The sequence below is a fragment of the Arthrobacter sp. efr-133-TYG-104 genome, assembly GCF_030208915.1.
In the GTDB taxonomy this organism is placed as follows: domain Bacteria; phylum Actinomycetota; class Actinomycetes; order Actinomycetales; family Micrococcaceae; genus Arthrobacter.
On sequence record NZ_JARVTA010000036.1, the window covers coordinates 18,006 to 40,522 of the forward strand.

The 22,517-nt window shown below is 63.0% G+C and carries 21 protein-coding genes; 1 reads left to right on the forward strand and 20 read right to left on the reverse strand.

The features are described 5' to 3' along the window. Positions 1 to 11 precede the first annotated feature (11 nt). From pyk to hisI, 11 genes are all read right to left on the reverse strand, one after another. Positions 12 to 1,502 (reverse strand): pyruvate kinase, encoded by a 1,491-nt coding sequence (pyk, locus tag QRN04_RS17615; protein WP_284977325.1) that lies wholly within the window; start codon positions 1,500 to 1,502, stop codon positions 12 to 14. 55 nt (positions 1,503 to 1,557) lie between these two features. After that, positions 1,558 to 3,015 (reverse strand): glutamate synthase subunit beta, encoded by a 1,458-nt coding sequence (locus QRN04_RS17620; protein ID WP_284977326.1) that lies wholly within the window; start codon positions 3,013 to 3,015, stop codon positions 1,558 to 1,560. Beyond that, positions 3,008 to 7,621 carry a glutamate synthase large subunit gene (gltB, locus tag QRN04_RS17625; RefSeq protein ID WP_284977327.1) on the reverse strand — a complete coding sequence of 1,538 codons (4,614 nt, stop codon included), beginning with the start codon at positions 7,619 to 7,621 and terminating at the stop codon, positions 3,008 to 3,010. Before gltB ends, QRN04_RS17620 begins: the two co-directional genes overlap by 8 nt. A gap of 260 nt (positions 7,622 to 7,881) precedes the next feature. Beyond that, positions 7,882 to 9,036 (reverse strand): prolipoprotein diacylglyceryl transferase, encoded by a 1,155-nt coding sequence (lgt, locus tag QRN04_RS17630; RefSeq protein WP_284977328.1) that lies wholly within the window; start codon positions 9,034 to 9,036, stop codon positions 7,882 to 7,884. Between the two features lie 21 nt (positions 9,037 to 9,057). Then, positions 9,058 to 9,870, reverse strand: a complete 813-nt coding sequence (gene trpA / locus QRN04_RS17635) for a tryptophan synthase subunit alpha (RefSeq protein WP_284977329.1) — start codon at positions 9,868 to 9,870, stop codon at positions 9,058 to 9,060. Next, positions 9,867 to 11,246 carry a tryptophan synthase subunit beta gene (gene trpB / locus QRN04_RS17640; RefSeq protein ID WP_284977330.1) on the reverse strand — a complete coding sequence of 460 codons (1,380 nt, stop codon included), beginning with the start codon at positions 11,244 to 11,246 and terminating at the stop codon, positions 9,867 to 9,869. The genes trpA and trpB overlap by 4 nt, the downstream gene beginning before the upstream one ends. Before the next feature lie 118 nt (positions 11,247 to 11,364). Then, positions 11,365 to 12,183 (reverse strand): indole-3-glycerol phosphate synthase TrpC, encoded by an 819-nt coding sequence (trpC, locus tag QRN04_RS17645; protein ID WP_284977331.1) that lies wholly within the window; start codon positions 12,181 to 12,183, stop codon positions 11,365 to 11,367. A 2-nt stretch (positions 12,184 to 12,185) separates the two neighbouring features. Continuing rightward, a complete protein-coding gene (locus QRN04_RS17650; protein WP_284977332.1) occupies positions 12,186 to 12,458 on the reverse strand; it encodes an HGxxPAAW family protein in 273 nt (90 codons plus the stop codon). A 119-nt stretch (positions 12,459 to 12,577) separates the two neighbouring features. Further along, on the reverse strand, positions 12,578 to 13,186 hold the full coding sequence (locus QRN04_RS17655) for a Trp biosynthesis-associated membrane protein (protein ID WP_284977333.1): 609 nt from the start codon (positions 13,184 to 13,186) through the stop codon (positions 12,578 to 12,580). After that, on the reverse strand, positions 13,183 to 14,766 hold the full coding sequence (locus QRN04_RS17660; RefSeq protein WP_284977334.1) for an anthranilate synthase component I: 1,584 nt from the start codon (positions 14,764 to 14,766) through the stop codon (positions 13,183 to 13,185). Before QRN04_RS17660 ends, QRN04_RS17655 begins: the two co-directional genes overlap by 4 nt. Positions 14,767 to 14,870: 104 nt before the next feature. Further along, positions 14,871 to 15,287, reverse strand: a complete 417-nt coding sequence (gene hisI, locus QRN04_RS17665) for a phosphoribosyl-AMP cyclohydrolase (protein ID WP_284977335.1) — start codon at positions 15,285 to 15,287, stop codon at positions 14,871 to 14,873. Between the two features lie 89 nt (positions 15,288 to 15,376). Between hisI and QRN04_RS17670 the strand changes: the two genes are divergently transcribed. Further along, complete coding sequence (locus QRN04_RS17670) at positions 15,377 to 16,021, forward strand: TIGR03085 family metal-binding protein (RefSeq protein ID WP_284977350.1); 645 nt, start codon at positions 15,377 to 15,379, stop codon at positions 16,019 to 16,021. Here the strand turns inward: QRN04_RS17670 and hisF are convergent, their stop codons facing one another. The 9 genes from hisF to pnuC all read right to left on the reverse strand — a co-directional run bounded on the left by hisF (position 16,022) and on the right by pnuC (position 22,492). Then, entirely contained in the window at positions 16,022 to 16,798 is a 777-nt protein-coding gene (hisF, locus tag QRN04_RS17675; protein WP_284977336.1) for an imidazole glycerol phosphate synthase subunit HisF, read from the reverse strand. Between the two features lie 59 nt (positions 16,799 to 16,857). After that, a complete protein-coding gene (gene hisG / locus QRN04_RS17680; protein WP_284977337.1) occupies positions 16,858 to 17,718 on the reverse strand; it encodes an ATP phosphoribosyltransferase in 861 nt (286 codons plus the stop codon). Positions 17,719 to 17,801: 83 nt separating this feature from the next. Continuing rightward, on the reverse strand, positions 17,802 to 18,065 hold the full coding sequence (locus QRN04_RS17685; RefSeq protein ID WP_018778638.1) for a phosphoribosyl-ATP diphosphatase: 264 nt from the start codon (positions 18,063 to 18,065) through the stop codon (positions 17,802 to 17,804). A 95-nt stretch (positions 18,066 to 18,160) separates the two neighbouring features. Then, entirely contained in the window at positions 18,161 to 18,646 is a 486-nt protein-coding gene (gene ribH, locus QRN04_RS17690; RefSeq protein ID WP_284977338.1) for a 6,7-dimethyl-8-ribityllumazine synthase, read from the reverse strand. Between the two features lie 16 nt (positions 18,647 to 18,662). Continuing rightward, positions 18,663 to 19,367 carry a GTP cyclohydrolase II gene (gene ribA / locus QRN04_RS17695; RefSeq protein ID WP_284977339.1) on the reverse strand — a complete coding sequence of 235 codons (705 nt, stop codon included), beginning with the start codon at positions 19,365 to 19,367 and terminating at the stop codon, positions 18,663 to 18,665. Further along, positions 19,364 to 20,059: a 3,4-dihydroxy-2-butanone-4-phosphate synthase gene (ribB, locus tag QRN04_RS17700; RefSeq protein ID WP_284977340.1), complete on the reverse strand. Its 696-nt coding sequence runs from the start codon at positions 20,057 to 20,059 to the stop codon at positions 19,364 to 19,366. The genes ribA and ribB overlap by 4 nt, the downstream gene beginning before the upstream one ends. Continuing rightward, the gene (locus QRN04_RS17705) at positions 20,056 to 20,682 is read right to left on the reverse strand and encodes a riboflavin synthase (protein ID WP_284977341.1); all 627 of its coding nucleotides are present in this window, start codon (positions 20,680 to 20,682) and stop codon (positions 20,056 to 20,058) included. Before QRN04_RS17705 ends, ribB begins: the two co-directional genes overlap by 4 nt. Further along, entirely contained in the window at positions 20,682 to 21,803 is a 1,122-nt protein-coding gene (gene ribD / locus QRN04_RS17710; protein WP_284977342.1) for a bifunctional diaminohydroxyphosphoribosylaminopyrimidine deaminase/5-amino-6-(5-phosphoribosylamino)uracil reductase RibD, read from the reverse strand. The genes QRN04_RS17705 and ribD overlap by 1 nt, the downstream gene beginning before the upstream one ends. Then, positions 21,800 to 22,492, reverse strand: a complete 693-nt coding sequence (pnuC, locus tag QRN04_RS17715; protein ID WP_284977343.1) for a nicotinamide riboside transporter PnuC — start codon at positions 22,490 to 22,492, stop codon at positions 21,800 to 21,802. The genes ribD and pnuC overlap by 4 nt, the downstream gene beginning before the upstream one ends. Positions 22,493 to 22,517: the final 25 nt, after the last annotated feature.

Consider the following 22,517-nt stretch of genomic DNA (forward strand, 5'->3'; position numbering starts at 1 on the left):
ATACCGAGGCGTTACGCCTTGGTCTTGGACTTCTTTTCGGGCCAAGGACCAACCGGCTCCTTGCGCGAGGCGTCCACGCTGGACGTGTCCGCGAGGTCTCCTACCTTGTGGACCTTAAGCGAGTTCGTGGAACCCGCCTGTCCTGGAGGGGAACCGGCAGCGATGACAACAAGGTCGCCTTCCTCCACCAATTCCATATCCAAGAGGCTGCGGTCAACCTGTGCAGTCATCTCGTCGGTGTGGCCCACCATCGGGACCAAAACCGGCTGGATGCCCCAAGTGAGGGCCAACTGGTTCCAGACGTGCTCCACCGGAGTGAAGGCGAAGACCGGCTTGACCGGGCGCAGGCGCGACAGGCGCCGGGCCGAGTCACCGGACTGCGTGAACGTACAGATGTACTTGGCATCCAGCTGATCCGCAATTTCGACGGCGGCACGTGTGATGGCACCGCCACGGGTGCGGGGCTTGGTACCCAGCGGGGGAACGCGCTCGAGGCCATGGACCTCGGTGGACTCGATGATCCTGGCCATGGTCTTGACGGTCTCGATCGGGTACGCGCCCACTGAGGTTTCGCCGGAGAGCATCACTGCGTCGGCGCCGTCGAGGACTGCATTGGCGCAGTCGGAAGCCTCAGCGCGGGTCGGGCGCGGGTTGTCGATCATGGACTCGAGAACCTGGGTTGCAACGATGACGGGCTTGGCCCAACGGCGTGCCAGTTCGATGGCGCGCTTCTGGACGATCGGCACCTCTTCGAGCGGCAGTTCCACGCCGAGGTCGCCACGGGCCACCATGATGGCGTCGAAGGCGTCGATGATCTCGTGCAACTGCTCCACGGCCTGCGGCTTTTCGATCTTGGCGATTACCGGCACGCGCCGGCCTTCTTCTTCCATGATCTCGTGAACGCGGACAATGTCGGAGGCATCCCGCACGAAAGACAGCGCGATCAGGTCCGCACCGCGCTTGAGGGCCCAGCGGAGATCGTCCTCGTCCTTCTCGCTCAGCGCAGGAACATTGACGGCCACACCGGGAAGGTTGATGCCCTTGTTGTTGGAGACCTTGCCGCCAACGGTCACCACAGTAACAACCTTGACGTCGTCAACCTCGACGGCGCGCAACGCGACCTTGCCGTCGTCGATCAGCAAGGCGTCGCCAACGTTGACGTCCTCGGTAAGGCTCTTGAGCGTGGTGGAGCAGATGTCCTTGGTGCCCGGGACATCCTCGGTGGTGATGGTGAAAGTATCGCCGACAGCGAGGTCATGCGGTCCGTCCACAAAGCGTCCCAAGCGGATCTTGGGGCCCTGCAGGTCGGCCATGATGGCAACAGGCTTGTGCAACTGCGCAGCAGCCTTGCGGACGTTTTCGTAAGTGGTGTCATGCACGGAGTAGTCGCCGTGGCTCATGTTCATGCGAGCAACGTCGACGCCGGCTTCCAGCACCGCGAGGGTGTTGTCGAAGCTGGAAATAGCCGGGCCAAAAGTTGCCACAATTTTCGCGCGTCTCATATACCTACCCTAAGGAGTCTGGAGCTGATTGAGTTAAAGTTCGTTCCTGCTGGCGCTATAAGACCGCAATGGCACGGTCGGTGGGGGCGACCGGTGCCGGGAGGATGGTGCTTCCCATCAGGAACTTGTCCACTGCAGCCGCGCAAGCACGGCCTTCCGCAATGGCCCACACAATCAGGGACTGGCCACGGCCGGCATCGCCGGCGACGAACACTCCCTCAGTGTTCGTCATGTAGTGGCCGTCGCGGGCAACGTTGCCCCGACCGTCGAATTCTGCACTGACTTGCTCGGTGAGGCCAGCTGGTTCAGCGCCGGTAAAGCCGAGGCTCAGGAACACCAAATCAGCGGGAATGATCCGCTCCGTACCTGCCTTGGGCAGGCGTTTGCCGTCCACGAACTCGGTTTCGGCAACCTTGACTCCGGTGAGCTTGCCGTTTTCACCAACGAACTCAACGGTGGAAGCAAGGTAGGTGCGCTCACCGCCTTCCTCGTGGGCGCTGGCCATCTCGAACAGCGTGGGGAAGGTCGGCCAAGGCTGGTGCGCGGCACGCTCCGACGGCGGCTGCTTGCCGATGGCGAGGGTGGTCACTGATGCTGCCTGGTGGCGGTGGGCGGTGCCGATGCAGTCGGCCCCGGTGTCGCCGCCGCCAAGGATCACCACGTGCTTACCCTTGGCGTCGATGTGGTTCTCAGGGCTCTCCCCTGCCACCACCCGGTTCGAGGGAACCAAGTAGTCCATGGCGAAATGAACACCTTCAAGGTCGCGGCCCGGGATGGGCAAGTCGCGCGGGACGGTAGCCCCGGTGGCGACGACGACGGCGTCGTACCGGCGCCGCAGCTGCTCCCAGGTCACGTCGGTTCCCACGGCGACGCCGGTGCGGAAGCGGGTGCCTTCGGCCTTCATCTGCTCCAGCCGGCGGTCAACCTGTTCCTTCTCCATCTTGAAGTCGGGGATGCCGTAGCGGAGCAGTCCGCCGATCTTGTCGTCCCGCTCGTAGACGGCAACAGTGTGGCCCACCCGCGTCAGCTGCTGTGCAGCAGCCAGGCCTGCCGGTCCGGAACCCACGACGGCGACTGTCTTGCCCGAGAGGCGCGCCGGCGGAAGGGGCTGGACCCAATCGTTATCAAACGCTTCATCAATGATGGAAACCTCCACCTGCTTAATGGTCACAGCAGGCTGGTTGATCCCCAACACACAGGAGGCCTCACACGGAGCCGGGCACAAACGGCCCGTGAACTCCGGGAAGTTATTCGTGGCGTGAAGGCGTTCAATCGCTTCGGCTCCCTTGTCCCGCCACATGAGGTCGTTCCACTCAGGAATAAGGTTGCCCAGCGGACAGCCCTGGTGGCAGAACGGGATGCCGCAATCCATGCAACGCCCGGCCTGGCTCTTCAGGACGCCCTTTTCCTGCGCCTCGTAAACCTCTTTCCAGTCCATGATGCGGACGGGAACAGGGCGGCGTGGCTGCGTCTCGCGCTGCCGGACCTTCAAAAATCCGCGTGGATCAGCCACCGGTTACCTCCAGGATTCGGGACCACACTTCTTCGCCATCGGGATCAAGGCCTTCTTCGATGGCATCGAGGCGGGTCTGCAGGACTGCAGCGTAGTCGCGCGGCAGTACTTTGGTGATGCGGGCGGCGGTGTCGTCGAAGTTCTCGAGCAGACGGCCGGCCAGCACGGATTCAGTTTCTTCAAGGTGCTTGGCCAGGAGACCGTGGACAATGTCGCGGTCCTCGGCGTCGAGCTCCAACAACTGGAGTTCGCCGGAATCGAGGGCTGCCTTGTTCACGCGCTCAGGGTGCAAATCAAGCACGTACGCGGTTCCACCGGACATGCCTGCGCCGAAGTTACGGCCGGTGCGGCCAATGATCAGCGTCTGTCCGCCGGTCATGTACTCGCATCCGTGATCGCCAATACCTTCGACGACGGCGGTGGCACCTGAGTTGCGGACCAGGAAGCGTTCGCCCACCTGTCCACGCAGGAACATCTCACCACTTGTGGCGCCGTACCCTATGACGTTGCCGGCGATGACATTTCGCTCGGCTGGGAACACGTTGGTGCGGTCCGGCCGGACAATGATGCGTCCGCCGGAGAGGCCCTTGCCCACATAGTCATTGGAGTCACCGAAGAGGCGCAGCGTGATACCGGCCGGCAGGAAAGCACCGAGGGACTGCCCCGCCGTTCCGTTCAACGTCACGTCAATGGTGTCCGTCGCCAAGACATCGGTACTGAATGTCTTGGTCACCACGTGGCCGAGCATGGTGCCCACGGAGCGGTCCGTGTTGATGACGTCCAAGGTGATCTTGACGGGCATGCGATCGCTGAGCGCTTCCTGCGCCATGGTGATCAGCCGCTGGTCGAAGTGCTTGTCCAGCTCGTGGTTCTGGCCGGTCATGTTGCGCAACGGCACGTCGTCGTCGAACTCGAGGCCATGGAGGATCGGGTCCAGATCGAGCCCTTCTGCCTTCCAGTGGTCGATTGCCTCACGGGTGTCGAGCATCTCGGCGTGGCCAATGGCCTCTTCCAAGCTGCGGAAACCAAGCTCGGCGAGGATTTCGCGTACTTCTTCCGCGAGGAACTCGAAGAAGTTGACCACGAACTCCGGCTTGCCGTTGAACCTTGAGCGGAGTTCCGGGTTCTGGGTGGCAACGCCCACCGGGCAGGTATCCAAGTGGCAGACGCGCATCATGATGCAGCCGGAAACCACCAGCGGAGCGGTCGCGAAGCCATACTCCTCGCCACCGAGCAGGGCAGCAATGACGACGTCGCGGCCGGTCTTGAGCTGGCCATCAACCTGGACCACAACACGGTCGCGGAGACCGTTGAGCATGAGGGTCTGCTGGGTCTCGGCGAGGCCAAGTTCCCACGGCACACCCGCGTGCTTGAGCGAGTTCAGCGGCGAGGCGCCGGTACCGCCGTCGTGACCTGAAACAAGCACGACGTCGGCCTTCGCCTTGGTGACGCCGGACGCCACTGTGCCGATCCCGACTTCCGAAACAAGCTTGACGTGCACCCGGGCCGAAGGATTGGCGCGCTTGGCATCGTAGATGAGCTGGGCGAGGTCCTCGATCGAGTAGATGTCGTGGTGCGGGGGCGGTGAAATAAGTCCGACGCCGGGAGTCGAGTGACGGGTCCGGGCTACCCACGGGTAAACCTTCTGCGCCATCAGCTGTCCGCCTTCGCCGGGCTTGGCACCCTGCGCCATCTTGATCTGGATGTCGTCAGCGTTGGTCAAGTAGAGGCTGGTCACGCCAAAACGGCCGGACGCGATCTGCTTGATGGCCGAGCGCCGCTCCGGATCCAGGAGGCGGTCAACGTCCTCGCCGCCTTCTCCGGTGTTGGACTTGGCGCCCAAGCGGTTCATGGCGATGGCGAGCGTCTCGTGGGCTTCCTTGGAGATGGAGCCATAGCTCATGGCACCGGTGGAGAAACGCTTGACGATGCTGGAAACCGGCTCCACTTCTTCCAAGGGAACAGCCGGCCGGACGCCATCCTTGAACTTGAGAAGACCACGGAGGGTCATCAGGTTCTCGGACTGATCATCAACGCCCTTGGTGTAGGACTTGAAGATGTCATAGCGCCGTTCACGCGTGGCGTGCTGCAACCTGAAGACAGTCTCAGGGTTGAAGAGGTGCGGCTCACCGTCACGCCGCCACTGGTACTCTCCGCCACCCAAAAGCGGCTGGTGCGGCAGCTCAATCCCGTTCTCGGGGTAAGCCATCTTGTGCCGGGCAGAAACTTCGGCCGCGATCACATCAAGGCCCACGCCACCCAACTGCGAGTGGGTGCCGGAGAAGAACTCATCCACGAGTTCCTGGGACAGGCCCAGTGCCTCGAACGTCTGGGCACCGGTGTAGGACGCCACGGTGGAGATGCCCATCTTGGACATGATCTTCAAGACACCCTTACCGAGTCCCTTGATCAGGTTGTACACGCCGTCTTCGGGCGTCACGCCCACGACGTCCCCCTCGGTGATCAGCTGTTCCACTGACTCCATGGCGAGGTATGGGTTGACGGCGGAGGCGCCATAACCGATTAGGACGGCCACGTGGTGCGTCTCGCGCACATCGCCGGCCTCGACCACGAGGGCGGTCTTGGTGCGGTTGGCGCTCCGAAGCAGGTGATGGTGGACCGCGCTGACCAGCAGGAGCGAAGGAATTGGCGCCCACTGTGCATTGGAATCGCGGTCCGAGAGCACGATGTACTGCACACCGCGGTTGATGGCACCGGAAACTTGCTCGCAAATCTCGGTCAAGCGCGCACGAAGGGCCGCTTCGCCGCCTTCAGGCCTGTAAAGGCCGCGGACCTTCATGGCGATGCGATCGCCGTCGGCGCTTTCGATGTTGGCGATCTTGGCCAGTTGATCGTTGTTGATCACCGGGAACGGCAGGGAAATCTGCGGCTGGCGGACCCGCTTGCCATCCAACAAGTTGCCGTTGGGGCCAATGGCGCATTTCAGCGACGTCACGAGCTCCTCACGGATGGCATCCAACGGCGGATTGGTGACCTGGGCAAAGGACTGCACGAAGTAGTCGAACAGAAGGCGCGGGCGCTTGGAAAGTACCGCTACCGGGGTGTCGGAACCCATGGCTCCCAAGGGCTCAGCACCCGTGCGGGCCATCGGGCCCAGCAGGATCTTCAATTCTTCCGTGGTGTAGCCGAACGTCCGCTGCCGGATGTTCACTGAGGCCGCGGTGTGAAGCACGTGCTCACGCTCAGGCAGTTTGTTGATGTCGATCAGGTTGTCCTTGAGCCACTCGGCCCACGGGTTCGCTGCCGCCACCTCAGCCTTGACCTCGGCGTCGTCAATGATGCGTCCGGCCTCGGTGTCCACCAGGAACATCTTGCCCGGAGCCACGCGGCCCTTCTTCACGACGTTGGACGGCTCGACTTCAATCACGCCAACTTCTGACGCGAAGATGATCAGGCCGTCTTCGGTGATCCAGTAGCGGCCCGGACGCAAACCGTTGCGGTCCAGGGTTGCACCCACGAGATTGCCGTCGGTGAAGGAGACAGCGGCAGGTCCGTCCCACGGCTCCATGAGCAGGGAGTGGTACTCGTAGAAAGCCCGCCGTGCGGGATCCATGGTGGCATGGTTTTCCCACGCTTCCGGGATCATCATCATGATCGAGTGGGTGATGGGGCGGCCGGACAACCACAGAAGCTCGGCCACTTCATCAAACGACGCCGAGTCGGACGCACCCGGGGTGCAGATTGGATACAGTTCCTCGGGAGTATCGCCAAGGAGCGGATTGGCCAGCTGCGATTGGCGGGCACGCATCCAGTTCCGGTTGCCCTTGACGGTGTTGATTTCACCATTGTGCGCAATGGTCCGGAAAGGCTGTGCGAGCGGCCACGACGGGAAGGTGTTCGTTGAGAAGCGGGAGTGAACGATCGCGAGCTTGGTCTTGAAACGCTTATCCGAAAGATCCGGGTAGAACGGTTCAAGCTGAGCCGTGGTCAGCATTCCCTTATAAACGATGGTGCGGGAGGAGAGCGACGGGAAGTACACGCCGAACTTGTTCTGGGCACGCTTTCGGATGCGCCAAGCTCGGGAATCGAGTTCGTTCCGTTCCAACTGCTCGCCGGTGGCCGATGCAAAGAAGGGCTGGGAGAAATACGGCATGCAAGCCCGGGCCATTGCGCCCACGAGGTCCGCGACCACGGGAACCTCGCGCCAGCCAAGGACAACCAAGCCTTCATCGACGGCGAGTGCCTCAATGCCGGCTTTGGCATTATCTGCCTCGCGGGATTCTGCCGGAAGGAACGCCGTGCCCACGACGTACTGCCCGGGTGCAGGCAGCTCAAATTCAGTAACGGAACGGAAGAACTCGTCCGGGACCTGCATCAGCAATCCTGCGCCGTCGCCGGTGCCTTCATCGGCACCCACAGCACCGCGGTGTTCGAGATTGCGGAGGGCCGTCAATGCCGCTTCCACGATGTCGTATCCCGGTTCCCCGCGGAGCGTGGCGATAATGGCCAGGCCGCAGGCATCCTTCTCCTGGTCAGGGTTGTATAGACCCTGGGACTCCGGGAGCGCAGCGAAGCGCTTGAAGGGAGACATGGCACCCTGAGGTTCGATGTGTTCGGACCAACCGGGGGTATGAAGATGGGTCATGGGAGACGTCCTTCCTCGAGATCGTGCGTATGGAAGGGACAACGTTGGCCCCACCTTGCCTGCCCGGTGACGGGCACAACAAAGCGCTAGTTATTGGAATTGTAGGCCAGCCGATCTCGCGCAACTAACGGTTACGGGAACCTCTGGCCCCGGCTTGACCATGGATCATCGGTATGATGCGATCCGGGTTCCGGGGGTGCCACGACGCTGTGGACTGGGCCCTACGAGCGGTGACTCTGTTGCCCCTTTGACGAAAACGACTACGTGGTGCGGCCTGTTTCCGGCGAGGACCCGGGAGTCTTCCTCACGGCAGTTGCTGTAGTTGGGGAAGCCGGTGTGGACGTAGCGCCAGGACCGACTTTCCCTGCAGCATCCTGCGGCTCGTCAACGTGACCCGGATCGCTTTGGTTATTTGGGAGATTACCACGCGAATCACCATCTGAGACAGATGCGTCCACATCGTGACTGGTGACGCTCGTCACGCTACGGCCTTCCTCCGCAGGCGCATCTTTGGGCTCGCGTCCCGGCAAATAGGGGGTATCCGGCACTGGGCGTCCCAGGCGGGTGAGGACCAGGAATATCACCAGCGAAGCGATGAACACGAAGATACTGGTCCAGACATTGAGCCTGGTAGTGATGCCAAAGAGGGAGATTTGCTCCGCATCGTCAATGCGAAGGGCCTCGATCCACACGCGGCCCACGGTGTAGTACATGGCGTACAACCAGAACAAGCGGCTGCGGCGGAACCCAAATCTCCGGTCCAGGAGCAGCAGCAGCGCCACACCAATCAGGTTCCAGATGAACTCGTAAAGGAACGTGGGGTGGAAGAGCGTGTCCGCCGGCATCCCGGCAGGAAAGTTTGCGTTGGCCGGATCGATCTGGAGGCCCCAAGGAAGAGTAGTGGGAGCACCGAAAAGTTCCTGGTTGAACCAGTTCCCCCACCGGCCGATTGCCTGGGCCAACAAGAGCCCGGGCGCAGCGGCGTCGAGGAAGGCTGTGAGCTTGACACCGGACCGGCGACAGCCGATCCAGGCTCCTACGGCACCGAGGACCACAGCCCCCCAAATCCCAAGGCCGCCGCGCTGGATCTGCGGTATCAGTGAAAGGTCTCCCGTACCGTTGAATCCCGGACCAAAATAAGCGTCCGGCGAGGAGAACACATGGTAGAGGCGGCCGCCGATGATGCCGAACGGGATGGCCCAGATGGCGATGTCCCACAAGCTGCCCTCAGGCGCACCGCGACGCTTCCAGCGCGCGGACGTCAGCCACAGGCCAACGATGATCCCCGCCAGAATGCACAGGGCATAAGCGTGAACCCTGAGCGAGCCCCACGGCAACGGAATGTCGAAGCCGGACCACGATGGGCTGGGGATGCTCATAGGGACAGTTGCCGCTGCTTGGAGAACCGTGTGCATAAGGGCTGATGTTCCTTTTTCTTAGGCTTCCACAGCTGCGCGGCCCAAGCCGGCGCTGAGGTTCTTGGTGAGTTGCCCGACGGCGTCCACGCCACCATCGCGGAGGGCCGCGACCAAGGCAGTACCCACGATCACTCCATCGGCGTAGGCTGCAATCTCGCGGACATGATCCGGATTCGAAACGCCCAGTCCCACGCAAACACGCGCTGCCCCGGCTGCCCGGGCGTGGGCAACCACGGCCTCGGCACTGCTGCTGACCGATTGCCGGGTTCCGGTGACACCCATGATGGAGACGGCATAAACAAACCCGCGGCTGGCCTTGACGGTCATGTCGAGGCGTTCAGGGGTGGAGGAAGGTGCCACAAGGAAAACACGGTCAAGCCCGTACTTATCCGAAGCCTCGAACCACTCGGAAGCCTCGTCGGGAATAAGGTCCGGCGTGATGAGCCCTGCTCCCCCGGCTTCGGCGAGGCGACGGGAGAACTCGTCCACCCCCATGCGCATCACAGGATTCCAGTACGTCATGACCAAGACGGCGGCGTCGGTCGCGGCAGTGATGCCTGCGACGACGTCGAATACGTCAGCGACGCGGAACCCGCCGGCGATTGCTTCGGTGGTGGCGGCCTGAATGACGGGCCCATCCATGACGGGATCCGAATAGGGGATGCCGATCTCGATGAGGTCCGCGCCATTTTCGGCCAACGCGATCCCTGCAGCGATACTCTCCCGAACCGACGGGTAGCCTGCGGGCAGATAGCCCACCAACGCGGCACGGCCTTCTGCTGCTGCGCGATCAATCGCTGCTGCGGACTTACTGGCAAATTCTTCGGTCATCGGTTCTGGTCCTCGCTGTGATGGGAAGCTGCATCGGAGGACCGATCCGTGGGTCCCTTGGGCTTACGCGTGGACAACGTGGTGCCCTTGACGTGGCCTTCCGAATCCAGCATGTTGAACCAGGCCGCAGCGGTCTCCACGTCTTTGTCTCCGCGCCCTGAAAGGTTCACGATGATGGTCACGTCCGATGCCGTGTCCTTACCCTCGGTGAGCCGTTTCCCGAGCTTGATCGCACCGGCAAGGGCATGGGATGACTCGATGGCCGGGATGATGCCCTCTGTCCGGCACAGCAGGCTGAAGGCATCCATGGCCTCGGTGTCCGTGATTGCCTCGTAGGACACCCTTCCGATGTCAGCCAGGTAGGAGTGCTCCGGACCGACGCTCGGGTAGTCCAGACCTGCCGAGATGGAGTGGGATTCGATGGTCTGGCCGTCCTCATCCTGCATCAAGTAGGACCGGGCGCCGTGCAAGACCCCGGGACGGCCCAGTGAGATCGCGGCCGCATGCCGGCCGGTCTCCACACCTTCGCCACCGGCTTCAAAGCCATAGATCTTCACGGACGCATCGTCCAGGAAGGCGTGGAACAGGCCAATGGCGTTCGACCCGCCACCGATGCAGGCACAAATGGCGTCCGGAAGCCTCCCTGTCTGCTCCAGGATCTGGCTGCGGGCCTCTTCACCAATAACTTCATGGAAGTAACGGACCATCGCCGGGAAAGGGTGGGCTCCAGCAGCTGTCCCCAAGAGGTAGTGCGTGTGCTCCACGTTCGAGACCCAGTCGCGAAGGGCATCGTTGATGGCGTCCTTCAACGTCTGGGAACCGTTCGTCACCGGAACAACGGTGGCTCCGAGCAACTGCATCCGGGCCACGTTCAAAGCTTGGCGGCGGCAATCCTCGGCCCCCATGTAGACAACACACTCGAGGCCCAACAGGGCAGCTGCCGTGGCCGAGGCGACACCGTGCTGGCCAGCTCCGGTCTCAGCGATCACGCGGGTTTTGCCCATGCGCTTGGCAAGCAGTGCCTGCCCCAGAACGTTGTTGATCTTGTGAGATCCCGTGTGGTTCAGGTCTTCGCGCTTGAGGAAAATCCGTGCTCCCCCTGCGTGCTGGGAGAAACGCTTGGCTTCAGTCAACAGGGAGGGGCGGCCCGAATAGTTTTTGTTGAGGTCCTTGAGCTGGGCGATGAAATCGGGATCCGCTTTCGCCTTCTCGAAGGTGTCCTGCACCTCGTCCAGGGCGGCGATCAGCGACTCGGGCATCCAACGGCCACCGTAGCTGCCGAAGTACGGCCCGGAGGCGTTGCGCAGCGAAGGGCCACCTTGCAGGAATGCGTCAGCGGCATCCACGTTCGGGGTGGGTGTTGGCGCGTCGACCATCGGTCTCACCGTCCTGTTCACGTTAGTTCATCGGGTATTTCCACGAGCTTGGTGTTCCACGAGTCGGCGGTCACGTCAGTGAATGCGCCACCGCGGTATTCCAGCCCAGTCTTGCCAGTCAGCTCCTGACGGCGATGGCCGCGGCTCCCGCGGCCTTAAACTCGGCGATCCGTTCCTGAGGCGTTGAATCGCTCACAAGGGCTTCCCCCACCAGGATGGCGTTGGCCCCCTTGGCTGCGTAGTCCGCAACATCGCTTGCACCACGGACGCCGGACTCTGCCACCACGACTGCCTCAGCCGGAATCAACCCGGCCAGCGATCCGAAAACGGAACGGTCGACGTCGAGCGTCTTGAGGTTGCGGACGTTGACTCCGATAATCCTGGCTTGCGCCGCCACGGCACGCTCGATCTCGTCCTCAGTGTGCGTCTCCACCAGGACGTTCATGCCCAAGTGGTGGCTAAGTGCGCTGAACTCCGCGAGCTGGGCATCAGAAAGAGCCGCGACAATGAGGAGGATCAGGTCAGCGCCGTGTGCGCGGGCTTCCCAGATCTGGTACTCGTCTACCGTGAAGTCCTTGCGCAGCAGGGGCGTTTCGACGGCGGCGCGCACCGAATCGAAGTCCGCAAGGGATCCGCCGAACCGGCGCTGTTCCGTGAGGACGCTGATCACGGAGGCACCGCCGTCAGAGTACTGCACCGCCAGCGAAGCGGGGTCCGCGATGGAGGCGAGCTCGCCCTTGGACGGGCTGCGACGCTTGATCTCTGCGATGACCTTGAGATCGGTGCGGCTGGCATCCGGACCGCCCAACGCGGCCCAGGCATCCCGGGCTGGTAGCGCAGCGGCTGCCCTATCCTTCAGCTCGGCAAGGGAGACGAGGCCGCGGCGTGCCTCCATGTCTTCCTTGACGCCAACGATGATGTCGTCAAGAACGGTCACCGTCAGTGGCCGTTGTTCTGCAGCTTGCTGCCGCCCACTCCGTAGCCCGCCTTGCGCATGACCCAACCTACGATGAGGCCGATGACCAGTACCACTACGCCGCCGATGAAGATCGGGGTGCTGGCAATGACGAAAGCGATGGAGGAAATGAGGGCGCCAACCAGCATCACGATGACGCACGTCCACGCTGCCGGGCTGTTGCCGTGACCGATGGCATCGCTGTGGCTGGCCATCGCTGAAGCAGCTTGGTGATCGGACACTGTGGTTTTGCTCATGTGAAATCTCCTCAGGATGAATACTGCTTACATTCTGCCATTTTTTGAGGGCGGCTGGGACATTCACCAAGTGCCGCGCCTGTTGTTTTACTGGGCGTGCCCTGGGCCCTCATGACGCTTTAGGTGGGGTCTTCGCCGCGGGACAGGCGGTCCCAACTGTCGATCTCATCCACTGGTCCGCTTGCCGGCCCGGCACCGGCGGGACCGGCGTCGTATTTTGTCCGGGACTTCCAGTAGCGGCCAGCCAGCGGAAGCACGACGGCGATGATCGCCAAGAGGACGCCGGCCACCAACGCGATGACGGGGTAAGCCGTAGGCGCCACGTTGGCCTGACCGCCGGATACCCCTGTTGCCCCGGCAATGGAGCCTTGGGCCGCGCCTAACGGGTTCGCCAGGACGGAGATCACCGCTGCAACAATGCCGACGGCGGAAAGGGTGATCAGCGCCGCGATGATCCAACGGGCCACCCTACCGGCGATGGAAGCTGCCAAACCCCCGGCCAACGCCACGAGTGCCAGTGCGGTCACCGCGGTTGCTGCCTTGTTGCCCTGTACGTGGAGCGCGCTGCTGGAGGCACCTGCCGGATCCAGTTGGACCTCGATCCATGTCTGGGTGCTGGTCCCGAAGACTGCGATGGCAAGGACGGTGATGGCCAGCACCAGCATTGATTTTCGGGCCCAACGCGGAGGCTTGGTGCTGCGTGAAGTGACCGTTGCCGTTGGCTTCATGAGGCGGGGGTCCCGTCGTCGAGTAGAGGGCCGTCAGGGGCGGGCTCAGCCGTAACGTTCCGCAGTGAACTGGCCGTATGGACGGCGCGAAGCGGCGCTGCGGCCTTATTGACGGTCTCCAGTGCTTCGGACGGCTTGTGCGAGTCGGCTACGATCCCTCCACCCGCTTGGACGTAGGCGCGCCCTTCGCGAAGCAGTGCGGAACGAATGGCAATCGCCATGTCCATGTCGCCGGCGAAGTCCAGGTATCCCACCACACCGCCATAAATGCCGCGCCGGTGTGGTTCGAGTTCGTCGAGCAGACGCAAGGCACGTGGCTTGGGCGCACCGGAGAGGGTGCCTGCTGGGAACGTGGCCTTAAGGACGTCGTAAGCCGTGGCTTGAGGAGCAAGTTCACCCACCACCGTTGAAACCAGGTGCATGATGTGGCTGAAACGCTCCACCTCCATGAACTGGGTGACGTCAACAGTTCCTGCAACGCAGACCTTGGAGAGATCGTTACGGGATAGGTCAACCAGCATCAAATGCTCGGCACGTTCCTTCTTGTCAGCGAGGAGTTCCGTGGCCAGGGCCTTGTCGGCTTCCACCGTCTTCCCCCGCGGACGTGACCCCGCAATCGGGTGGGTGATCACTTCATCCCCCGTGACGGTGACCAGAGCCTCCGGCGAGGATCCAACGATCGAGTACTCGCGACCCTCGGCGTCAGCCAAGCTGAAAATGTACATGTAAGGGCTCGGATTGGTATTGCGGAGCACTCGATAGACGTCCAGGGGATCAGCCGCACACTCCATCTCGAAGCGGCGGGAAATGACCACCTGGAAGACTTCGCCGTCGACGATTGCTTCCTTGCCGCGATCAATCGCCTCCAAGTACTTGGCCTCATCCCAGCGTTCCTGCACGCTTGAGGCGAAATCCAAGGCTGCGCCCTGGAGGACGGACACCGGCTGCGCCACAGGTGTACTGACCTGGTCCAAGAGGGCTTTTACCCGGGCAACGGCGTCGTGCCAAGCCTCATCCACGCGCTCGGAACTGTCGTCAAAGTTGATCGCGTTGGCGATCAGGAGGACTGTTCCGTCCACGTTGTCGTGAACTGCCATGTCAGTGACAAGGTTCAGTGCCATCTCGGGAAGGTTCAGATCATCCTCAGGCGGGCTGGTCAACCGCTCCCAGTGCCGAACGGCTTCCCACCCCAGGAAGCCAACCAAGCCCGAGGTGAACGGCGGAAGTCCCTCAAAGCGGTCAGTTTGCAGGGCAGCAACGGTGTCGCGAACGGCTTCAACCGGGTTCCCGGACACCGGCACACCAACGGGAGGCTCCCCGATCCAGTGCGCCTGGCCGTCCTTAGTGGTCAACGTAGCGCGCGACTTGGCACCGATGAAGGAGTAACGTGACCATGCACCGCCCACGGCGGCGGACTCCAGCAGAAACGTGCCTGGCTGGCCCTTGGCGAGCTTCCGGTAAAGGCCTATGGGCGTCTCTGCGTCCGCGAGCACCTTAAGCCGCACGGGGATGACACGGCTGTGGACGGCGAGTTCACGGAACTCTTCCAGGCCCGGGCTGATGATTCCAAGGTCCTGCATGGCTATTGTTCTCCGCCTTTGGTCTGGGTGCCTTAGTTCTGGGCGCCTTAGTTGTGGGGTGCCTTAGTTCTGCGGTGCTGCTTCAGTGGGACGTAAAGAATGCCTCAGTCGCGGTTGCCCGTGACGACATCGAAATCGCGACCGTCGAAGCAGGTGCGGGTTCCGGTGTGGCAAGCTGCGCCGACCTGGTCCACACGGACCAAGAGGGCATCGCCGTCGCAGTCGAGGGCAACAGACTTGACGAACTGAGCGTGTCCGGACGTATCACCCTTACGCCAATACTCCTGGCGGGAACGGGAGTAGAAAGTTACTCGGCCCGTGGTCATAGTGCGGTGCAACGCCTCATCGTCCATCCAACCGAGCATCAACACCTCATGGGTGTCGTGCTGCTGGACAATGGCGGCAACAAGCCCCGCGGAGTCACGCTTCAAGGCACGTGCAATCTCCTGCGGCAACGGGCTTGAGGGGTCGCTGGAAAGCTCCACGGAGGGAGCGGGACTGGAGGCGGACTGCTCTGACATCAGATCAAGTCTAGTGCCTGCGGCGAGACCCGTTTTCTGCGGCGGTTCCACTGCGCAAGAGGGCCCGGATCGTGCTACTTTCACAAGTGATGCATTTCGTCGAACCTTCCCGAGAAGTACTGGCTGAAACCCTGCTGGCGGCCGGACCTGACTCCCCCACGCTCTGCGCAGGGTGGCGCACGCGGGACCTCGCTGCACACTTGTACCTGCGGGAGCGGAAGATCGCGGTCGGCGTCGGCCTGATGATCCCGCGCTTGGGTAAGGCATCGGAAAAGGCAACGTCCAAGCTCGCAGCCAAGCTGGAAAGCCCGGACGCCTACGCCCGGTTGATCAAGACCTTCCGGGCCGGGCCCCCTGCCCTGTCACCCATGAAGATCAAAGCGTTGGATGAGACGTCCAACCTCATTGAATACTTTGTGCATACCGAAGACATCCGGCGCGCAGGTGATCGCTGGGCTCCCCGGGCGCTGGATGAAGCGTACTCGGACGCCCTGTGGGACGACCTGATCAAACGCGCAGCTTTCCTTTACCGCGGCGTCGATTTGGGGATTGTGCTTGTCCGCCCCAGCGGCCCCCGGCACGTAGCCAAACGCGCTCCGGTTTCCGTGGCGATTGTCGGCGAACCCGGGGAGCTGCTGATGCACGCCCACGGGCGTACCGGCCAGGCCCTCGTCACCTTCGAAGGCCAGCCGGACGCCGTCGCGCTTTTGCAAACCGCTGACATCGGCCTCTGACTAGCGGACTTCGAATCCGGCCGCCCGTATCGCGGCCTTGACCTGGGCGATCATGTCGTCAGGGCCAAAGTGGAAGACGGACGCTGCCAGCACGGCGTCGGCCCCTGCTTGCACCGCCGGCGGAAAATGGGCCGGCACGCCAGCCCCGCCCGAGGCGATGATCGGAATGTTGACCGACGCCCGGACCTTCTTGATGAGCTCAAGGTCGAACCCGTCCTTGGTGCCATCGGCGTCGATGGAATTGAGGAGGATCTCCCCCACTCCCCGATCCGCGGCTTCTTTGGCCCACTCAATGGCGTCAATCCCGGTACCGGTCCGGCCACCGTGCGTTGTCACCTCAAAGCCAGACGACGTCGGGACATCACCTGCCCGGGTCCGGCGCGCATCCACGGAGAGCACCAGCACCTGGGAACCGAAGTGGCGGGTGATCTCGTCGATGACCTCTGGCCGCGCAACTGCCGCGGTGTTGATGGAGGCCTTGTCGGCGCCGAAGCGCAAGAGCTTGTCCACCTCCGCCACGCCACGAACACCTCCACCCACGGTCAGGGGGATGAAAACTTCCTCGGCGGTGCGGCGGACGACGTCGAACGTGGTTTCGCGGTTGCCGGAAGACGCCGTGACGTCCAGGAACGTCAGCTCGTCGGCGCCGCCGTTATCGTAACGATGGGCCAGTTCCACCGGGTCACCGGCGTCGCGCAGCCCTTCGAAGTTGACTCCCTTGACGACGCGACCGGCGTCGACATCCAGGCAGGGAATGACGCGTACGGCTACAGCCATGTGCTGCTCCTCAATTCTGCTGGGCTCTGCTCGACCAATACACTGATCCGATCAGTGGATCAGATGCGGCAGGCGTGGATGCTGCTGACCAGGATGGCGCGCGCCCCAAGGTCGTACAGCTCGTCCATGATGCGGTTGGTTTCCCTCTTGGGAACCATCGACCGGACGGCCACCCACTCCGAATCGCGCAGCGGCGAAACGGTGGGCGATTCAAGTCCGGGGGTCAGTGCGGCAGCATCTTCAACGAGGTCCTTGCGGATGTCGTAATCCATCAGGACGTATTGGCGTGCCACCAGCACACCCTGCAGGCGGCGGATCAGGATGTCGATCTCCTTGGCGGTGCCATTGGCAGCGCCCCCTGAACCGGTGCGGCGAATCAGTACTGCCTCGGATTTGAGGATGGGCTCGCCGAAGATTTCCATGCCCGCGGCCTTGAGCGTGTTGCCGGTTTCAACGACGTCGGCGATCGCATCGGCGACGCCCAGCCGCACGGAAGATTCCACAGCACCGTCAAGCCGGACCACTGTTGCGTTGACGCCACGCTCACCGAGGTAGTCGCGCAGGAGCCCGTCGTAGCTGGTGGCCAGCCGCTTGCCTTCAAGCTGTTCGACGGCGGTGAAGTCACCTACGGGACCGGCGAAGCGGAACGTCGAGGCAGCGAAGCCCAGCGGAAGCAACTCTTCGGCTTCCACCTGGGCATCCAGAAGGAGGTCCCTGCCTGTGATGCCGACGTCCAAGGTGCCCTGCCCTACATAAACGGCAATATCGCGGGGGCGGAGGAAAAAGAATTCAATATCGTTGTCAGGATCAACCATGACCAGCTCGCGGGAGTCACGGCGCTGGCGGTAGCCGGCCTCGGAAAGCATGGCGGAGGCTGCTTCTGACAAGGATCCCTTGTTGGGGACTGCTACACGGAGCATTGGACTGGCTTTCTTTAGGAGGGGAGGTTTCAGGCACCTTGGCCACGCAACAGACACCGCATGCTGTGAGCGGAGTGGCGTGGCTAGAGATGCTTGTAAACGTCCTCCAGGCTGAGGCCCTTGGCGAGCATGAGCACCTGCAGGTGATAAAGGAGCTGGGAAATTTCCTCGGCAGCTGCTTCATCGGATTCGTACTCGGCGGCCATCCAGACTTCGGCGGCCTCTTCGACCACCTTTTTGCCGATGCCGTGGATTCCGGAGTCCAGTTCGGCCACAGTACGCGAGCCTGCCGGGCGGGTCGCTGCTTTCTCACTCAGTTCTGCGAACAGCGTCTCGAAATTCTTCACGCCCTCCAGACTACTTGCTCCGGGCCGCTGCCCGCGTGTTGGGGCCCTGCATGACGAAAGGGATGTGAGTGAGAACACACTCACATCCCTTCGTCTTAGCTGTACTGCTTCAGGGTCACAGCCGTGGCAAGGGCGGCCGTCACAGCCTCATGGCCCTTGTCTTCCTTGGAACCGGGAAGACCGGCACGGTCCAGGCCCTGCTGTTCGTCGTCGCACGTCAGGACGCCGAAGCCCACCGGGACGCCGGTGCGAACGCTGACGTCCGTAAGGCCCGACGTCGCGGCTTGGCAGACGTAGTCAAAATGCGGTGTTCCGCCGCGGATGACCACACCAAGAGCCACGACGGCGTCGAAGTGCTGGGCCAGGCGTGCGGCGGCGACAGGGAGCTCGAAGCTGCCTGGAACCCGCAGCAGCGTAGGCTCGGCGATGCCGGCTTCCTTCGCCGCGCGCAAAGCGCCGTCCACCAATCCATCCATGATTTGGGTATGCCAGCTTGCCGCCACGATGGCCAGCCGAAGCTGCGATGTTTCCTCCGGGTTGAGGGTGCTCAGGTCGATAGTGGGCGCGCCGTGTCCGCTCATTGGGTTGTGGATCCGTTCAGTCGTGTTGGGTATCGAAGGGGCGGACAGCCGGCGCCTTGCCGTTGCCGACTGGAGCGGTGTCCAAGGTCAGCAGGTGGTCCATGCGGTCCTTCTTGGTTTGGAGGTAACGCAAATTCTGTTCCCGGGAAGGAACCTCGGTGGGAACCATCTCCACAACCGTGACCCCGGCTTGGGCCAAGCGGTCCTGCTTATCCGGGTTGTTACTCAGCAGCCGGACCTCGTGCAGGCCCATCTCCGCAAGGATCTGCGCGGCCGCGGTGTAGGACCGCGCATCGACGGGGAGGCCCAGTTGCTCATTGGCCTCGACGGTATCGAAGCCGGCCTCCTGCAGCGCGTACGCCTTGATTTTGTTGGCGAGGCCAATGCCCCGTCCTTCCTGCCCGCGGAGGTACAGCAAGGTGCCGCCCTCGGCGTGGATCAGTTCCAAGGCAAAGGCCAATTGCTCGCCGCAGTCGCAGCGGTAGGAGCCGAAGACATCACCCGTCAGGCACTCCGAATGCAGCCTTACCAAGGGAGCTTTGCCGCCCTTGGGCGGATTGGGCGAGCTCACTGCCAAGTGCTCGTGGCCCGTCTCATGATCCGTCCATGCCTGCGCCACGAAGTTGCCGAACGCCGTGGGCAACTGAACGACGGGGCCGCCGCTTACCGCCTGGGGCGCAGGGTCCGTGTGGTCGCTGCTGCGTGCTGTGGTTGCGGTCATCGCTTCTCCTCGTCTGCCCGTGAAAGATGTGCCGTCTGGGACTCTACCGCCTCAACGTACGACACCAGGTCCTCGATGGAGATGAGGGGGCAGTCGTGTTCGGCGGCAAAGGCACGCAGGCTATCCAAGCGCATCATTTCACCGTCATCATGTACCAACTCAGCGATCACACCCACCGGAGCAAGCCCGGCAAGACGACACAAGTCCACGGCAGCTTCCGTGTGTCCTGGACGTTCACGCACTCCACCATTAACGGCTCGGAGCGGGAAAATATGCCCGGGACGGGTAATTGATGCAGGACTGCTGTCCGGATCGGCCAGAATCCTTGCCGTCAGGGCCCGGTCCGTGGCCGAAATTCCGGTGCTCACGCCGTCTGCAGCATCACAAGAGACTGTGTAGGCGGTTCCCTTGGCGTCCTGGTTCACGGCCACCATGGGCGGCAGGTCCAAGGCGTCCGCCCGCTCGCCTGACAGCGGGACGCAGATCACACCGGAGGAATAACGGATTGTCCACCCCATGAGGGCAGGCGTGGCATGTTCGGCGGCGAAGATGATGTCGCCCTCGTTCTCCCGGTCTTCGTTGTCCACAACGATGACGGGCCGGCCCGCAGCCATGGCCGCCAACGCGTCTTCCACGGGGTCGAGCCCGGGACGCTGCGCACCCAGCGCACTCGGGGTGGTGATGGCGCTCATCGAGCGTCTCCCTGCGGAGCAAAAGACAAGAGCCTCTCGGTGTACTTGGCGAGCACGTCAACCTCGAGGTTCACACGCCCTCCTACCGTCTTGGCGCCCAGGCCCGTCTCCTCGAGCGTGGTGGGAATCAGTCCAACTTCAAACCACGGGTCAGGCTCGGATGCTGCGCTGACGGCGGTAACGGTCAGGGATACACCGTCGACGGCGATCGATCCTTTCTCGGCGATGTACCGGGCAAGGTTGGGGGGCACGGCGAACCGTAGGCGATCCCAGTTTCCCAGCGCCTCCCGCTCCACAAGCTGCCCGACGCCGTCGACGTGTCCCTGCACCACATGGCCGTCCAAGCGCCCGCCCGCCTGGACGCAGCGTTCCAGGTTCACACTGTCACCTGGGGCGAGTTCACCGATGGTGGTCCGCACGAGCGTCTCACCCATGACATCGACGCTGAGGTCCTGCCCGTCTATCTGCGTCGCCGTGAGGCACACACCGTTGACGGCGATGGACCCACCCAAGCCGAGACCGTCCGTGGTCGTGGGCGCCTTCAGGCGCAAGGTGGCGCTGGCCTCGCCGTCGTGCTCAATGCCCACAACGGTGCCCTGTTCGGCAACAATTCCCGTAAACATCAGTGTCCTCCTGTGACAGGTTCCGCAGCTTCAACGCCCGGAACGGAATTCTTTGGTGGGGTGGCGGCCCTGTGGTTGGGTCGAAGATGGAGCCGAAGGTCGTTGCCAAGCGTGCGGACGGACCCGCCTCCTGCTTCGTCCCAGGACCAGTGCTGCGCATCAGCAAGCGTGGAGATGCCAAGGTCGTTCAGGGCAGGAGTCCCGGAGCCCAGCAGGGTGGGAGCCAAGTAGACGATCAACTCGTCCACCAGCCCTGCGGCCAGGAAAGTACTCAGGATACTAGAGCCGCCTTCCACCATGACGTGGCGTACGCCGTCGGCGAAGAGGGTGCTGAGGGCCTCCGCCGGATCCCGGGTGGGCAGATGGCGGAAACGGCCGTCATCGCCGCGCACGGCTGCATCCGGGGGAACGTCCCGCAAACCCATGACGGCCCGCAGTGGCTGGCGGGCGGACAGGCCGCCGTCAGGTTCGCGCGCGGTAAGCCTGGGGTTGTCCGCAAGGACCGTCCCGGTCCCCACCAGGATCGCGTCGATCAGGCCTCTCAACCCATGATTATCAGCCAGTGACTCCGGGCTGGAGATCCACTGGCTGGTGCCATCGCCGGCGGCTATACGGCTGTCCAACGTCTGGGCAATGTGCAAGGTGACGAACGGGCGATTAGCGGCCACGGCGTCGAACCACTCGCGATTGAGATTCGTGGCCTCGATCGCTTCCAGCCCCGATCGGACGTCGATTCCGGCGGCGCGCAGAGTGCGCGCACCACCAGCGGCCGGGTCGTGGGGATCGTCGACGGCGTAGACAACCCGCGCGATTCCGGCACCGATGATGGCCTGCGCGCAAGGATTCGTCCGGCCCACGTGGTTGCAAGGCTCCAAGGTGACCACCATGGTGGTTCCCCGGACGTCGATGCCTTGGCGTGCTGCCTCAAAAATGGCGTCAGCCTCTGCGTGGGCCGTACCCGCGCCCCTATGGTAACCGGTAGCCAGAGGCTCTCCGCTGGGGCTCAAAATCACGGCGCCCACCAAGGGGTTTCCACCGCGCGGTCCGCGCAAGGCCGCGGTCAGCGCTGAACCCATGGCAGCACGCTCAGCGGAGGTGTATGCGGTGTCGGCAGCATTCATAGGGCGGCTCCGACCGTCACCGCGGCGGCACCGACAGACCGGTGTTCGCGTTTGTCGGCCCGCCACCAAACAAAGAACCCGGCGAGGGTGAAGAACCCGTAGAACAGATACATGACGGCGCTGGCGTAGTAGCCGGCGCTGAACAGCAGGGGAACCCCGACAATGTCAACGGCAACCCAGATGAGCCAGAACTCAGTCCATCCACGGGCCATTCCGTAGGTGGCAAGCAGGGAACCCATGAAAGTCCACGCATCTGCCCAGACTGGCGGGTACGAACCGAGGGCGCCGAACAGCGGGGTCAGCGCGGCCGTGCCTGCGATCATGGCACCCGCCAAGGCGATGCGGACGTTGTTGCCCGCCCAACCGGGGACGATTGCTTGCCCTTCCGAGCCGGAGATGCGTGCTTGGCGCCACCGGTACCAGCCGTAGCCGGCGACCCCGATGAACATGACCTGCCGCGCAGCCTGGCCCCACAGGGTTGCTGGCGTGGCAGCACCAAAGATGTTTCCGAGAAACACGGTGAGCAGGAGGCCGTTGCCAATAATGCCAACGGGCCAAGCCCAGACTTTACGGCGCATACCGCCAAGGGCGCTGAGGAGCCCAAAAATGTTTCCAAGCACTTCGCGTAGAACAAGCGCAGATCCCCCAATGGGAATCTGTGCTTCGAAGAGCCATCGCAGAAAATCCATGCCGTTCCTTCCCAGTAAGCCGCGA